This window comes from Deinococcus sp. NW-56 (assembly GCF_002953415.1).
Taxonomy (GTDB): domain Bacteria; phylum Deinococcota; class Deinococci; order Deinococcales; family Deinococcaceae; genus Deinococcus.
Window position 1 is genome coordinate 94743 of record NZ_CP026518.1, and the last position, 15265, is coordinate 110007.

Here is a 15265-nt window from a genome sequence, read left to right on the forward strand (position 1 = left end):
GCGCTGAAGAGCAGGTCGTTCGGGTGTTGATCGGTCGATATTAGAACGCGTGTGTGACCGGGATGAGCGCAGTTGCGGGCACACCCCGCCCCACCTCCGCCTGGCTGGAGTCCTGAGTCGCTCCTCTCCCTGGGGCGTCGTCCAACGACGTGGCGGTGAGGCCGCTCACTCGCGCTCTTCCAGCACCACCTCGTAGCCCACTTCCCGCACTTCCCCTGCCGCCAGCGTCGTCTCGAAGGTGACGTTCTGTTCGGCGAGGACCGCGTCCCCGGTCAAAGCCAACACGGTGCCGCGGCCCAGATGCTCACCCAGGCGCAGCAGGACCGGTCTCGCCTTGGCATTGCGGAACGTATAGGTCACCCGGTACTCGACCTGGCGGGTGCTGGGAGAGGGTCGCTCCGGCTCCACTGGCGGCACCCGTTCCTGAACGTGGCGGGTGTAGGTCACGTCTGGGTCGGACCCGAGGGAGAAGTTGACGGGATCCCCGCTGGCTGTCTCAGTCCATTTCGCCTGACCCACGAGGTAGCCCCGCTCCCGGACCGTGACCTGAGCGGCCAGCAGGGGCTGGTCCGCCCGAAGCAGGTAGTGCCGGGAGCACGTTCCCTGGGTGGGCGAACGGGTGTCGAAGGAACGGAAGAGTCCAGCGATGGATTGGAAGCTTGGAAGGTCGATGTCCTGAAAGGGGACGACCGCACTCCCGCGGGCAGGGAGTACCGGTGGGTTTCGGAGCTCGAAGGTGTAGAGCCCGGCCACTTCGCGGACGTCCTCGAACTCCGGGGAGAAGTGCGGCGCGGAAGCGAAGACGATTCCGGTCCGGGCGCCGCGGCGCCCGGACCGGGGACCGGACAGACGCACTTGGCCGCCCATCAGGGTGACGCTTTCAGGAATCAGCGCCTGCTCGGTGCCGTTGCTCAATTCGGCCTGACCGGTGAGCCGCGCGACGCCCTCCCCGTCGACCTCCAAGGTGTAGTGGGCCTGCCAGGTCAGCGCCTGGGTCAGGTAGGACAGCACGCCTTCACCCGGTGCGCGAAGCTCGAAATTGACGAGCGCCCCTTCGCCCCTGTTGGCGACAGGGGGAGGCTCAGGGAAGCGCAGTTGCCGCTCTCCCGCATGCAAGTAAGCGCCCTCTGCGTCCTGGACCAGCAGGTCCTCAGCGCGAATCAGGGTGACCTGCTGCCGTCCTTCCGACGTCTCCAGCCATACCGCTCTTCCTTCCAAGGATGCCAGCCAGGAAGGCTGGGGCGCACTGGACATGACGGTGAAGGGCAAATCCAGCAACGTCAGGGAGTGGGGCACCATCTGGCGCCAGGTGTCGTGCGGAAAGGCGACGGCGAGGCGATGCTCGGCACTCTCGACTCTTAGCCGCACCTCGGCGAAGTCATCGTAGATACGGATCCCAACCCCGGGTGTGGGACGAACAGGACGGTCGGACATGCCGGGAGCATGGCATAGGGTCGCCGACTCTCCACGCCAATCTGAGCGCTGACGCGGCCTGGGGACGTCGGCGCCCGTGGCCGCCCCTCGTGATGCCGACCTCCCAGTAGGAGGTCTACCGGTTGGTCGACGTCCTGAGTCGTCACGGCTGGGTGGAAGGGGAACGTGGCTTTCGTTGGCCCCGGTGGGTGCAGACCGGGGAGACACGGAGGCTGCGGGACGACCATGAAGCCCTGGCCCGGGCCACGCCCCTGCAACTCGCTCGGCTCCTCATCGTCCTTGCCCGGTAGGAGCGGTTCCACGACGGGGCCATGTCGGAATGCTGGGAGTCGGGGCTGCTCGCCATCCTGCGCCGGACTGCCTTCCTGATGGGGGACGCCCGGTAATGTCACGTCTGTACCGAACGCGTTGTTCCTGACGGCTCAGTGAGGTGGCCTACTTATGAGCGCAGGCAGCAACGATAGCGGACGAGGATAAATATATAAGTCCTCTCCCCTCTATGCATTCCCCTTTCCCCCCCGTGTCCACCCCCCTACCCCGCCCTCGCAGAGGCAAGAGCAGATCTGCCCCACTTCCTTCTCCCTCCCTCCGCGAATGTAGAGGATTGATTCCGGGTTGAGCTCCGGTTCCAGGTGGACCGCAGGGTGGGGAGGGAAAGTGGCCGTATGGGCCATCCCGAGAGCTTCTTCGATCCGGACGACAGGAATTTTCCCGCCACGCCGGAGGAGGTCACGGACTCCATGCTCCTGGACGTGCTGGGCACGGCGTTGCCTTACAGCGCCTCCTGGTGCGCGGAAGTGCACGTCAATCCCAAGGAGCCGGAGCCCGGTCCGTCCCGACCCAACGGTGAACCGTCCGCCGGGAAGTTGCCTGTGCTGCACGCGTCCTGGGGATTCGTTGTGCGTGGAGTCGAACGGCCTGTTTTCCGGTTGAGCGTCCCCCGTCTGCGCACAGCTGTTGTGGAGACCTACCACGTCGAAGCGGTGCTTGGTCGACTCGGCGACGGTACCACGCCCCGCCTGGATCCCCGGCAGGCCGACGCGGCGCTGCAGCGGGCCCTGTTCAAGGGGGTGCTGTTCGACTGATCCAGCGGCGGGCAGGTCTCCACATGACCGGGACCTGCTTTCCTCCCGCCACGCGAGTGCACGGGGGGAGGGTTCCAGCAGAGGGGCCCGCGTTGCCGTCCCCTCCCCATGCGTTCATCTTCGCCTGAGTTTGAACACAAGCGGACAGTCACTGTGTGGCGCCGATACACTGAGCCCATGAGTCCCCTTGACCGGATCACCGTCGACCCGCGTCAGTGCGGTGGGCGCCCCTGCATCCGCGGGATGCGCATCCGGGTCAGCGACCTTCTGGACCTGCTGGGCCAGGGCATCCCCGAGACAGAGATCCTCTCCGACTATCCGGATCTCGAGCGCGAGGACATCCATGCCGCGCTGCTCTATGCCGCGTGCTACGTGGGCCATCCGCGACGGAGCGCCTGACAGGCCCCTACGCCCCATCTGGCTGAAAGGTCAGGCTGATGGGGCTGCGGCTTACAGCAGCGCCGCCCAGGAACCGTCTTGAAGTTTCGAGCTGGTCCTCCGAACTTGGCTGTGCCCACCGCCTGTGCGCGTCAGACAGGGCTCGCGATGAACAAGCCGGTGCCGCTCTCCGGGGCCAGGAATGCCTGCGGCTCCTCTCCCTTTAAGTTGCGCAGGGTCCCGATCTCCCCCCCTGTGTCTATCTTTCCCCGCGTCTGCAGGAGCAGAGGCAAAAGGATCCCCCTGAGATGCAGAGCTTGGACCGATGACGCCTGCATCTGGAACAGCTGCTTGGTGCCGACGTGAAGAAGGGCGGTTCGCGGGCGTCCTGACCGTGCGGACCGCTTGGTGCCTGGAGTGGTGAACCAAGTGAAGCGGGAGCAAGTGAAGCGGGAGTGGGGAAGAATGGAGCATGCCTCTGGCTTCCGGCAGTGGTGCCCCCCTCCAGAGCGCTGAGGAAAAGCGGTGCTCGGTGCAGACCGAGCAGGACCCTGAAACGCGCAAAGATTGCCAGTGAGAAGACCGGTCCAAGACGACGTAGTCCCTGGGTATTTCGTCTTCGTCCCAAGGCAGCCATCCCTAGGAACGCCCCCAGCGGGATGTATGAGCAGAATGAGGCCGAACCCGTCGGCGCGGGGAGTCGGGTGGTGGGCCCGACAGCTATATCTGCTGGTATGCAAGATTTGCAGACCATCGATCGCGTCCGTCGCCTGCGGGAAGCTGTGTTCAATTCCATGCGCTGGAATTCCGGAGATCGTGCCAAGGAGGCGAATGCGATCCTGGACAACCTGCTCACCATCCACGCTGAGGATGGGCACCTGGACGGCGTGGTGGTCAACTCAAGCGTGTCGAATGACATTGGCGAGGCCTGCGCCCTCGCTGCGCGCTATATCGAGGAAGCGATCTCGGTCTTCGTGGACGACGAGGCGTTCAGTGCGGCAGAGAACGAGGCGTTGCTCAACCGCGTCCGGTCCCTGCTGACGCCCGTCGACGACTGGCTGGATCAGGTCGAGCCGGACTACCTCAGGCCCTGCGGGTCGCCGAGCCGCAGAGGCGTGCACGCGCTCACCCACACTCCAGCGCCGTCCTACGGGGACGGCGCTGCTTGATTTCCCGAGGGCCGGTCAGCGGCAAGCGGGTTGGTCCCATGCTCTTGCCCTGTGGGGGAACGGGTCGGTGGATTGAGAGGAATCCCTACCACTTGGACGGAGTCACCGAACTTGTATTAGGATGCATACTCTGACCATGGAAGGTAGACCCCAGACTGCACCCTTCTCCGTCCCCCTCCCTGTGTCTACCCTCCGAGCATGACCGGCCTCGAGATCGTCCTCGCTCCGGTCTCGCTGGTCGCCCGGGCGGAACGGATTGCCCGACTGGAACCAGAGGACCTGCGCAAGCGGGCCATCGTCGCCTGCCGTGACGCGGACATTCAAGCGCTCTGGGAGATTACCGAGGCGTACCTGGTGACCCGGGGACGCAAGGGGGCGAAGGTCAGCCCCAGAACCCTCGAGACCTATCAAGACAGCGTAGGGCAGTTCGTGAGCTGGGCCGGTCCGGCAGGGGTCCAGGTGCTGAGGCCCAGGGCCAGCGAGGGCTTCGCGTACGTGCGGCATCTGGAAAGCGCGGGCCTGCGCCCCAGCACTGTGCAGGTGCGGCTCAGTGGCGCACGGGCGCTCTACGCTGCTTTGAGATGGACCGATGCGACAGAGGCCAACCCCTTCGCGGACGTCCGCGCGGCACGCGATCCCCGGGCCGCCCACGAAAAGCGCGGCCCTTACAGCTCACGTGAGGTTGACGCGCTGCTCGCCAAAGCGGACCCCCAGGAACGGGTCATGCTCCTGCTCGCGGCCGACTGCGGGCTCCGGAATTCCGAGCTGACCACCATTCAGGTCGGCGATCTGCGGCTGGACGACGAACATCCCCACGTCATGGTCCGCGGCAAGGGCCGCGCCGGGTACCGCGAAGCCGCCCCCCTCAGCCTGCGCACCGAGCAGGCCATCCGCGCCTGGCTGCCGCACGTGCCCGCGGGCCAGCCCTACCTGCTCACCTGGCGCAACCGCATCACGGTCCGGCGCCACGTCGTCAAATTGTGCGAGTTGGCCGGCGTCCGCTATGCAGGACGTGAGGTCCACGGCCTGCGCCACACCGCTGGGACGCGCACCTACCTCGAGACCGGCGATATTCTCGAGGCCAAGGATTTGCTCCGGCACCGCGACATCACCTCCACCCAGGTCTACGTCCAGTACGCCAGGAGGGGCAAAAAAGCCGCCAACAGGGACTGGTAGGGGACGCGGACCCGACCGGCCGCTCGGCACCTTGCGGCGACAGCTCTCTACGCGAACAGAGCCGAAGCGGGCTTGGAACCTGTTCCTGCCACAGGGGAGGCGCACCTGGGCAGCCCCCCGCATGCACCTGGGAGACGAGTTCGCGGCGAAGATCAGTCGTGGACCAGGCAGCTGACCCATCCGGACGTGTCGTCGGAGGTGACGCCGAACCACGCGGGGGGCTGTGTCTTGCGGGCCAACCCGATGAATCCCGGCCACCCGTACATCGCCCCGTTCATGGGAAGTTGCCGGGGGAAGTCAACGTAGGTGTACTCCTTTTTGCACAGGGGCCAGGTGCCGGGGTCCTCGTCGGTCGCATCGAACACGGCGACCGTCAGTCCAGTCGGCGTGAACTCCACGACGCCGTAGCGGTTGCCTCCTAGCTGTACTTCGGGAATATTCAGGGAGGGGACACAGGGGCCAGCATCTCGGATGCTGGCCCCTGTGCTATGGCTCGTTCTCTGCCTCGCTGGACCCGACATTTCCCTACCTGGTTTGCGCCCTTTCTGGTGCATTTTCGCCACCGAGCCCAGCGGACCTGGGCGCCTCTGTACGTCCGTGGATTGTGCAGCACGGTCCACCGAAAAAGCATGCAGCCCTTGGCTGCCGTCGTGGCGCCCGGGAAAGAGGACCATCTCCAGCAGTTCATCACCGACAGCCCCTGGCTGACCGAACCCCTGGAAACCCTGCTCGCTCAGCGGGCTCAGCAGATGCTGGGTGGCAAAGACGCCGTGCTGATCATCGACGACACCTGCTTGACAAAGTTCGGCACCAAGTCTGTCGGCGTCGCCCGTCAGTATTCCGGGCAGGTCGGGAAGATCACCCCCTGTCAATGCCTCGTCTCCCTGACGTTGGCCCAGCACGACTTGCCGGTTCCGCTCGCCCTACGGCTCTTCTTGCCACAGGAGTGGACCAACGATCCCGCTCGGCTCAGGGCGGCTGGTGTTCCGTTGGAACACCAGCCGCCACAGACCAAGTGCGAACTGGCGCTGAAAGAGTTGGACCGGGTGCGTCCACACGTCACCTTCGGCATGGTTCTGGCGGATGCGGGGTACGGCGTGAACGCCCGGTTCCGGCAGGCACTCACCGAGCGAGGACTGCTGTGGTCGGTCGGCATCACCCGCACGCAGACGGTCTATCCCAGGGACGTTCGCTTGATCCCCATCCCTCGGATCTTCCGGGGCAGGAAACCGACGCACCCAACCCCATCCGAGGACCGACTGTCGGTAGAAGAAGTGCTGGCGGGTGCTGCATGGCAGCACCTGGTATGGCGACATGGAACCAAAGGCCCGCTCTCCGGACGCTTCGCGGCTGAATACGTTCGCCTGGCAGACGGGGAGGAGTACGCTCGCAGTCAACATCTGCCGGGTCAAGCCGCCTGGATCATCGGAGAACAGCGACGAGGTGAGGAGCGCAAATACTACGTCTGCAATCTGCCCCCTGACACGCCGTTGTCGCGGTTGGTGGAAGTCACCAAGCGCCGCTGGGCGTGTGAGCTGAGCCACCGGGAGCTGAAGGACGAAGTCGGGCTGGACCACTTCGAGGGCCGGTCCTGGCAAGGTCTGCATCACCACGCCGTGCTGTGTATGGTGGCCCTGACCTTCCTGCAATGGCTTCGCCTCACCCAGCCCGACGACCTCAGAGGCGACACCATTCCGGCCATTCGAGCGGAGGTGGCAGGGGACTTGCCCCTGCCACCTCCTTGCCGCCGATGTCACACCTGCACCGCCTTATTCAGCGGCCCCTGAATATCCCCGAAGTACAGCTAGGGAGGGTCCCCCGCTCCGCTACAATCCACAGCCGATGCCCCGCCGCCCCGGCTCCTCCCGCTCCCGGCCCCAGGTCGCCCGCCCGTGACCCGGGCTGCGCCCTCCCTGCCGCCTGTCCTCGCCCGCTGGCTGGACCTCGCGGACGACGCTCTGTTCGTCGTGGACGGGGAAGGCCGCATCCTGTACGCCAACGCGCTGACCGCGCAGCTCGCCGGGCACGACTCCGCCGCACTGGTGGGTCAGGTGCTGGAACGCGACTTCGCGGGGCAGTTCAGCCCGCGCTGGATCAGCGGGCGCGACCAGGCCCGGCGCACGGGGCAGCCCACCGAGTACGAGGCGCCGAGTCCCCTGCTGGGCGGCTGGGTGCGGGTGCGGGTGGTGCCGGACGGGGACACGCTGGCCGTGCAACTGCGCGACGTGACCGCCTTGCGCCGCGCCGAGGCCCTGCAAGGCCTGAGCGCGACCCTCGCCGAAGCCCGCACCCCCGCCGACGTGCTGGACGCACTGCTGCACGGGATCGTGGCCGCCGCCGGGGCGGTGGGGGGTGAGGTCGTGGACGGGGAGGGCGGCTCTCCCCAGGCCGTGACCGGCGGCCCCGTCCCCGCATCCGACCTCCCCGCCGAGGTCCGGCGCACCGGGCAGCCCGCCTTCCGGGCAGAGGCTCCCGCTCCCCTCGTCGCCCTGCCCCTGTGCGTGGAGGATGAGGTGTGGGGGGTACTCACGCTGGTCTTCGGAACGGGCGAGCACCGCGGCTTCGCCCCCCCCGAGCGGGCCTTTCTGGCGGCCCTGATGCAGCAGGGTGCCCAGGCCCTGGGCCGCGTGCTGGCGGGCGAACGCCTGACCCGGCAGGCCGAAGTGCTGGGCACCCTGGGCCGGGTCGGGCCGTCCATCGCCGCCGAACTCGACCTCGGGCGGCTGATGCAGGCCGTGACCGACGCGGGCGTGGCGCTCAGTGGGGCCGAATATGGGGCGCTGTTCTACGACCCGTCCGGCACCGAAGCCTTCCCCCTGTACACCCTCTCGGGAGCGCCGCGCGAGGCCTTCGCCGCCTTTCCCCCGCCGCGCCCGACCCAGGTCTTCGGGCCGACCCTGACCGGGCAGGCCGTGGTGCGCTCGGGCGACATCACCCAGGACCCGCGCTTCGGGCACAACGCACCCTACCGGGGGATGCCGCCGGGGCACCTCCCGGTGCGCAGCTACCTCGGGGTGCCGGTGGTGTCGCGCTCGGGAGCGGTGCTGGGAGGGCTGTTCTTCGGGCACCCGGAGCCGGAGCGCTTCGACGAGCGGGCCGAGCATCTGCTGGTGGGAATGGCCGCGCAGGCGGCGGTGGCCCTCGACAACGCGCGGCTCTATCAGGAATTGCAGGAGGAACGCGCCCGGCTGGAAAGCCGCGTGGCGGAGCGCACCCGCGAACTCGCCGAGCAGGCGACCGCGCTCGAAGCCTTCGTGCGCTTTACCGAGGCGGTCGGCACCCGCACCGACGTGCAGGAACTCGCGCGGGAGGCCCTGCGGGTGTTCCGCTCCTTTTTTGCCGACTGCAGCGCCGCGTACTACGAGCGCGGGGACGGACTCTGGCGGGCACGTGTCTGGACCGACGACATCGCCCCGGAGGTGGTGGCCTCCATCACGGGCGGCATTCCGCTGGACGCGCCGGCCTTCGCCGAGGCCGAACGCACCCGTGAGCCAGTCTTTGTCGACGGCTGGGACGCGGGCGAGCAGCAGGTCGCCGAGACCGAGGAGTACGGCACGGTGGCCCTCTACCCGCTGGCGGTGGGGCCGGAGGTGCCGGGGATGCTCGCGGTCGGCCTCAAGACCGAGCGGCGGTGGTCCGAGCGCGGGCGCGGGGTCGTGCGCTCAGCCGGACGCAGCCTCGCGCTCTCGCTGGAACGGGCCGACAGCGCCCGGCAGCTTGCCGCGCAGCGCGACGCCCTGGGAGCCCGCACCCGCGCCCTGGAAGCCTTCGCCGACCTCTCGCGCGACCTGACGCTGGAGGCCGACGCGGGGGTGCTGATTCGCCGGGCGCAGGAGATCATGCTCTCGCTGCTGCCCGACGGCTACTCGGTGTACTGGGAGCCGGAAGGGGAGCGCTGGGTGGCCCGCTCGCAGGTGGGCGACCTGCGCAACGAGGCTTTGCAACGCGAACTTGACGCGGGGCTGTCGCTGCGGGAGACCCCGACCATGTGGGTGCCCTACCAGACGGGCGAGCCGCTCTATCAGGACACCTACGACGGGGACCGCGACGGGCTGGGCAGCCGGGTGGATCACATTGCGGCGGTCGCCTCGCTTCCGGTGCGGGTGGGGGACCGGGTGCAGGGGGTGATCGTGGTGGGCCTCTTCGGGGGGCGGCGCTGGACGAACACCGAGCGGGCGCTGCTCGACACGGTGGCCCGCAGTCTCAGCCTGACCCTGGAGGGCGCCGACAAGGCCCGCGCCCTCCAGCGCCGCACCGAGGACCTTGAGCGCAGCAACGCCGAACTCGAACGCTTCGCCTACGTCGCCTCGCACGACCTGCAAGAGCCGCTGCGGACCATCGCCAGCTTCACCGAGCTGATCGTGCGGCGCCACGCGGAGAGCCTCGACCCCCAGGGACGCCGGTACCTCGACTTCGTGGTCCGGGGCGCCGAGCGCATGAAGAGCCTGATCGACGACCTCCTCGTCTTCTCGCGCCTGAACGCCGTACAAGAACCGTTGGTGCCCGTGCCCAGCGCCGAGCCGCTCGCGGAGGCCCTTGCCCGGCTGCACGGCGCCACCGAGGGGAGTGGAGCACGGATCGTGACGGGTGAGCTGCCTACCGTGCTGGGAGCGCCCGGCGAACTGCCCCAGCTGTTCCAGAACCTGATTGGCAACGCGGTCAAGTTCCGCCGCGAGGGGGTACCGCCCGTCGTGGAGGTCGGGGCCGCGCGCGAGGGCGAGTTCTGGCACTTCACCGTGCGCGACAACGGCATCGGTTTCGAACCCGAGTACGCCGAACGTGTCTTCCAGATGTTCCAGCGCCTCCACCTGCGCGAGCGCTACGAGGGCACCGGCATGGGCCTCGCCATCGTGCGCAAGATCGTGCAGCGTCACGGGGGCCGCGTCTGGGCCGAGGGCGAGCTGGGGGTGGGCAGCACCTTTCACTTCACCCTGCGGGCGGCAGAGGCCGGAGGGCAGGAGTAGGCGCGGCTACGGAGCGGGGTCTTACATGGCCGTCCCCACGGGTGTGGGGAACACTGGTCGCCCGCGAACAGCCCTTGCGTCTCGGCCGGACCATCCCCACGCCCGTGGGGAACACTGCTGCGCGTCACGCTGGACGCGTTACAGCCGCGGACCATCCCCACGCCCGTGGGGAACACGGCTTCCGCCGAGAGCAGGAACTCGCCAACGACGGACCATCCCCACGCCCGTGGGGAACACGACGAGGCTCAACTGTGGTTCAACGCTCGGGACGGACCATCCCCACGCCCGTGGGGAACACGTCGTCGTCGGTGCCGTCCGGGTCCAAGCCCTCGGACCATCCCCACGCCCGTGGGGAACACTGGTCAGCGCCCCCCTCTCCCGCCCCCGCACCCGGACCATCCCCACGCCCGTGGGGAACACCCGTGATGGTGGAGCAATTCAGCGTGCAAGACAGGACCATCCCCACGCCCGTGGGGAACACAGATGAGCGGCTGAGGTTGACCGGACCTCAGCCGGACCATCCCCACGCCCGTGGGGAACACGGGCTTCACACCCACCTCCGGGCCGCCGCTGCCGGACCATCCCCACGCCCGTGGGGAACACCATGACGGGCATCCTCGCCAAGGCGGCCCGCACGGACCATCCCCACGCCCGTGGGGAACACGTGCAGACGGGCAGCTACAAAAGGGCCGACGCCGGACCATCCCCACGCCCGTGGGGAACACTCCCCAGCGGTGAAGGATCCGCCGCAGCCCTTCGGACCATCCCCACGCCCGTGGGGAACACGCCACCGACCCGCTGACCATAGAGCCTCGCCTCGGACCATCCCCACGCCCGTGGGGAACACACAGCGTGAGCACCTGGCGGGCCAGGTGGGCGCGGACCATCCCCACGCCCGTGGGGAACACTGGGCCATCTGCTGCTGAATCTGGGCGTTCTGCGGACCATCCCCACGCCCGTGGGGAACACGGGGTCGGTGGGGTCCACTGGGAACCACGTGTGGACCATCCCCACGCCCGTGGGGAACACGCGATGCTCGCCGCCTTCGCGGGGTCCATCCCCGGACCATCCCCACGCCCGTGGGGAACACATGAAGGTAGGCAAGCGGGCGCTGGGGTCCGTCGGACCATCCCCACGCCCGTGGGGAACACGGACCGCTGGCGGTGCGGTAGCGGTTGCTGAGCGGACCATCCCCACGCCCGTGGGGAACACGCCAAGCTGGACCGCCTCGCCCGAAACGTGGCCGGACCATCCCCACGCCCGTGGGGAACACGAGAAGAACTCCCCAGCGCTGGCCCCGCCGTTCGGACCATCCCCACGCCCGTGGGGAACACGTTACAGCGTCTAGATGCTCTGGGTTCACGCACGGACCATCCCCACGCCCGTGGGGAACACACTCCAGAAACGCAGCTCCACTCTACCGCCAAGCCGCTTCAAGGCCCACCCTCGGTCATGGAATCGGCTTACATTTTCATAGACCACGGGATTGGCTCCCCGAGTATTCTAGGGGGCCAGCGAGGTCCTGCGCGGTGTAGAGGTCAGAAACGAGAAAAGCCCCCTTCTGCATAGGAGGGGGCGGGGTCAGGACGATTCAGCGCAGTCCGCCGCTCAACACGGCCGCCAGCCGCTTCGTCCCGGCGCGTTGCAATTCATCGAGTTGCTCGGCAGCCTCGCGCAGCAGGGCCTTCCAGCGGTCGAGGCTGCGGCCCTCGGCGCCCTGCACACGCAGCACGGCCGAGCTGACCGCGAAGTGCGCCTCGGGCAGCAGCGTGAGCGCCTCGCTTGCTCCGCGGTGCCGGGCGCCCAGCAACGCTCCCAGCATCCCGACGCTGTTGGAGCGTTCCATCAGCTCCCGCTGGAAGTTCCGGTCCTTGACCGACGTGATCACGTCCCAGGCCGCGTCGGCCAGTGCCGTGGTGGGCGAGGCGGGGCGGTGAACTTCCACCGCCAGCGTGTCGCCCTGCCGCCAGGTGCGGGTCCACAGGCCGCCGCGCTCCTGGGTCCAGAGGGTCTCGAAGTCGCGGGCATCCTCGACCAGCACCTTGATCTGGCCCAGGCCGGGGCGCAGCGTTACCCGGTGCCCATCGGGCAGCACCCCCCACTCGCTCAGGCCGTCGGCGCCGGGGGCCGTCATCACCGCGTAGGTCGCGGCAATGGTCTGCGCTCCCTCGCTCACGCGGGCGCGTTCCGCTCCGTCGACCAGCAGGGCGATGTCCAGCCCGCCCCCCTCGGTGCGGCGCAGCTCGGCCGCGTGGCGCAGGTGCAGCAGCCCCAGGCCCCAGCGGTCGTGGGCGAGGCGCAATTCTTCGGTCAGCACCGCGTTCAGGCGGTCCTCGCCCACCCCGTCCGCGGAGAGGGCCGGAGCCTCGCTGGTCACGCCCGCCGTGGCGACGAGGTCAGCAAATTGGGTCAGCACGTCCGCCCTCGTCTCGGCGGCAGGCTGCTCGGTCACGTCCTTTTTCTTGGTGGCTCGGGTCATAGATACCTCAGGGAAACTCGGAAAGCGTTCTGTTGTGAACAGATCAAATCCGCCCCTATTATGTCATAAACGGCCTGCTGGGGCCACCAGTGGCGGGCGGCCCCGGTTGCAAGAGGGCCGTCAGGAACTGCCCTGTAAGCTGAGGGCGGAGGGCTTCTTTGGCGTACACGCTGAACGGACGACTGGCGACCGTACTCACCGCGCTGGGTCGGCTGCCGGGCGACGAGGTGCTGGCCCGGCTGCCGGAGCTGCTGGCCGGGGTGGGGCCGGACGCCGCCGAGGTGAACCCGCCCGGTGTGGGCGGAGTCCCGCTGCGCTGCGGGGAGGAGGTGGTGGGCGAGCTGGGGCTGCCGCCGCACGCTCCGCTGGGGTCGTGGCTGCTGTTTGCTGCCGGGGTGGGGGCACTGCTGGAGGTGAGCGCCGGGCGGGCGCGGGCCGAGCGGTTGCACCGCCTCACCGAGCGGCTGGCCGGACAGGGCGAGAACCCCGACCTGATGCGCCACATCCTCGAAGGAACCATGCAGGAGTTCGGCCTGCGCGGCGCCCAGGGCCTGCGCGACCGCTGCGGCATCCTGCACCCCGAGGCCCACTGGCGGGTGGGTGACCCCGGTGCCCTCCCCGACTGGAGCGAGGCCGAGCGCGCGGCGCTGCGCGGAGGCCAGCCGACCATCCGTGAGGACGGCCTGCTGCTGCCCCTCGCCGGGCGGTGGCGGCCCCGGCTGGCGATGTGGTTCACGGCTCCCCCCGGCCGCGCGTGGTCCCCACATGACCTCGGCCTGCTGGGGGCGATGGCGCACGCGGCGGGCCTGGAGTTCGAACGCGTGCAGCTCACCCGCCATATGGCTTCCCTCCTGCGCCTGCAGGAAAACCTGCTGGCCCTGGGAGCCGAGGCCGCCTACCGTCCACTGCTGGAAGAAGCGCTGCGGATCATCCCCGGTGCCGAGACCGGCTCGCTGCTCGTGCGCGAGGGAGACGTCTTCCGGTTCCGGGCCGCCATCGTCCACGACCTGACCGAGCTGCGGGACGTGACCTTCACCCTGGAGGACGTGCGCGACCGCTGGTACGGCCTGGGTCAGGACGCCTGGGCGGCCGGGGTTCCGCGCGTGCTGGTGCAGCCGGGACAGGGCGTCTATGGAACGGGCTACACCCGCGGCGGCGTGTGGGTGGACGACCTGCTCCCCTCGGTGTACGGGATCGCGGCCAACGTGGGAGTGCCGGTGCTGTACCGGGGCGAGGTCTACGCCTTTCTCAACATCGACGCGCTGCACGACCCCCACGCCTTTGGCGGGGACTCAGTCGAGGTGGCCCGCACCTTCGCCCTGCACGCCGCTGCCCTGCTGCGCGAAACGGCCCAGCGTGCCCAGATCGAGGAGGTGGCCCGCACCGACGTCCTCACCGGGCTGCCCAACCGCCGCGCTTTTTCCGAGTCGCTTGAGCGGCAGGTCGCCACCGCCCGGCGGCAGGAGACGGCCCTGTCGCTGCTCGTGCTGGACGTGTCGAATTTCAAGACCATCAACGACGGCCTCGGCCACGCCGCCGGGGACGAGGCGCTCGTGCAGATCGGGGCGGCCGTCGCGGGAGCGCTGCGGGCCGGGGACGAGGTGTTCCGCTGGGGCGGCGACGAGTTCGCCGTGCTGCTGCCCCGCACCGCCGCCCCCGAGGCGGAGGTGGTCGCCGGGCGCATCCACGCGGCGCTGCACACCCGGCGGGTGGGGGGCCTGCCCCTGCATGTGACCGTCGGTGTGGCCGGCACCCTCCCTGGAGAGCCGCCCGACGGCGACGCCCTGCTGCGCCGCGCCGACGCCGCGATGTACCGCGCCAAGCGCGAGGAAAAGCGGGCGGTTCCCTCCTCCTGATCCGGTTCCCCCAGCGGCGCGGTCCGGCGAGTCCGGTCAGTGTTCCGGATGTTCAGCGGAGCCTGCCTCCGAATCCGTGGGCGCTACAGCAGCCCCTGCCGCAGCGCCTTGACCGCTGCCTGGGTCCGGTCCGCTGCCTGCAGCTTCACCAGCACGTCCTGCACATGCAGCTTGACGGTGCTCACGCTGATGCTCAGCCGGGCGGCGATCTCGCGGTTGGAGTGGCCGTCGGCGATCAGGCGCAGCACCTCGGTCTCGCGCGGGGTCAGGGAAGGGGCCGCGCCGGGCGCCCGCACCCCCCCCAGCACGTGGTGCGCGATGCGGGGGTCGAGGTACGCGCTGCCCGCCGCCGCCGCCCGCACCGCCAGGAGGAGCAGCTCGGGCGTCTCACGCTTGAGGCAGTAGGCTTCGGCGCCCGAGGCGAGCGCCGCGAACACCTCGTCGCGCAGGTCGTGGGCGGTGAGCATCACGATCCGCACCTCCGGCCAGCCGCGCTTGATCTCGGCCGCCGTCCGCACCCCGTCCATGCCCGGCAGCCCGATGTCAAGGACTGCCACGTCTGCGGGCACGCGGGCGAGCACCTCCAGCGCCTCCTCCCCACTGCGGGCCTCGGCGACCACCCGGAGGTCGGGTTCGAGGTTCAGGGTGGCCCGCAGCCCGTCGCGGGTAAAGGCGTGGTCCTCGACCAGCAGCACGCGGATGGGAGGGGCGGGAGCGCTCATGC

General features: G+C 69.0%; 12 protein-coding genes and 1 CRISPR repeat array. Of the genes, 8 read left to right on the forward strand and 4 right to left on the reverse strand.

The window, feature by feature from the left end; all coding sequences use genetic code 11:
* Positions 1–165 precede the first annotated feature (165 nt).
* The gene (locus C3K08_RS16085; protein WP_104992463.1) at positions 166–1434 is read right to left on the reverse strand and encodes a hypothetical protein; all 1269 of its coding nucleotides are present in this window, start codon (positions 1432–1434) and stop codon (positions 166–168) included.
* Positions 1435–1556: 122 nt separating this feature from the next.
* Between C3K08_RS16085 and C3K08_RS18985 the strand changes: the two genes are divergently transcribed.
* The 5 genes from C3K08_RS18985 (at position 1557) to C3K08_RS16110 (ending at position 5242) form a co-directional block, all read left to right on the forward strand.
* A complete protein-coding gene (locus C3K08_RS18985) occupies positions 1557–1724 on the forward strand; it encodes a hypothetical protein (protein WP_369848642.1) in 168 nt (55 codons plus the stop codon).
* Positions 1725–2099: 375 nt separating this feature from the next.
* Positions 2100–2519: a hypothetical protein gene (locus tag C3K08_RS16090; protein WP_104992464.1), complete on the forward strand. Its 420-nt coding sequence runs from the start codon at positions 2100–2102 to the stop codon at positions 2517–2519.
* Between the two features lie 177 nt (positions 2520–2696).
* Positions 2697–2918 carry a DUF433 domain-containing protein gene (locus tag C3K08_RS16095; protein WP_104992465.1) on the forward strand — a complete coding sequence of 74 codons (222 nt, stop codon included), beginning with the start codon at positions 2697–2699 and terminating at the stop codon, positions 2916–2918.
* Positions 2919–3631: 713 nt separating this feature from the next.
* Positions 3632–4066 carry a hypothetical protein gene (locus C3K08_RS16105; protein ID WP_158680036.1) on the forward strand — a complete coding sequence of 145 codons (435 nt, stop codon included), beginning with the start codon at positions 3632–3634 and terminating at the stop codon, positions 4064–4066.
* Positions 4067–4264: 198 nt separating this feature from the next.
* On the forward strand, positions 4265–5242 hold the full coding sequence (locus C3K08_RS16110; RefSeq protein WP_104992468.1) for a site-specific integrase: 978 nt from the start codon (positions 4265–4267) through the stop codon (positions 5240–5242).
* Positions 5243–5394: 152 nt separating this feature from the next.
* Here the strand turns inward: C3K08_RS16110 and C3K08_RS16115 are convergent, their stop codons facing one another.
* Positions 5395–5640 (reverse strand): hypothetical protein, encoded by a 246-nt coding sequence (locus C3K08_RS16115; RefSeq protein WP_104992469.1) that lies wholly within the window; start codon positions 5638–5640, stop codon positions 5395–5397.
* Between the two features lie 90 nt (positions 5641–5730).
* On the opposite strand from C3K08_RS16115, the gene C3K08_RS16120 reads away from it, so the two are divergent.
* Both C3K08_RS16120 and C3K08_RS16125 read left to right on the forward strand, forming a co-directional pair.
* On the forward strand, positions 5731–7029 hold the full coding sequence (locus tag C3K08_RS16120; protein ID WP_104989851.1) for an IS701 family transposase: 1299 nt from the start codon (positions 5731–5733) through the stop codon (positions 7027–7029).
* 105 nt (positions 7030–7134) lie between these two features.
* Complete coding sequence (locus C3K08_RS16125; RefSeq protein ID WP_104992470.1) at positions 7135–10206, forward strand: GAF domain-containing protein; 3072 nt, start codon at positions 7135–7137, stop codon at positions 10204–10206.
* Positions 10207–10231: 25 nt separating this feature from the next.
* Positions 10232–11601: direct repeats of the CRISPR family, unit length 29 nt; unit sequence CGGACCATCCCCACGCCCGTGGGGAACAC.
* A gap of 196 nt (positions 11602–11797) precedes the next feature.
* Here the strand turns inward: C3K08_RS16125 and C3K08_RS16130 are convergent.
* A complete protein-coding gene (locus C3K08_RS16130; RefSeq protein ID WP_104992471.1) occupies positions 11798–12685 on the reverse strand; it encodes a DNA repair protein in 888 nt (295 codons plus the stop codon).
* A gap of 158 nt (positions 12686–12843) precedes the next feature.
* Between C3K08_RS16130 and C3K08_RS16135 the strand changes: the two genes are divergently transcribed.
* Positions 12844–14541 (forward strand): diguanylate cyclase, encoded by a 1698-nt coding sequence (locus C3K08_RS16135; RefSeq protein ID WP_104992472.1) that lies wholly within the window; start codon positions 12844–12846, stop codon positions 14539–14541.
* 83 nt (positions 14542–14624) lie between these two features.
* Here the strand turns inward: C3K08_RS16135 and C3K08_RS16140 are convergent, their stop codons facing one another.
* Entirely contained in the window at positions 14625–15263 is a 639-nt protein-coding gene (locus C3K08_RS16140; protein WP_104992473.1) for a response regulator transcription factor, read from the reverse strand.
* Positions 15264–15265: the final 2 nt, after the last annotated feature.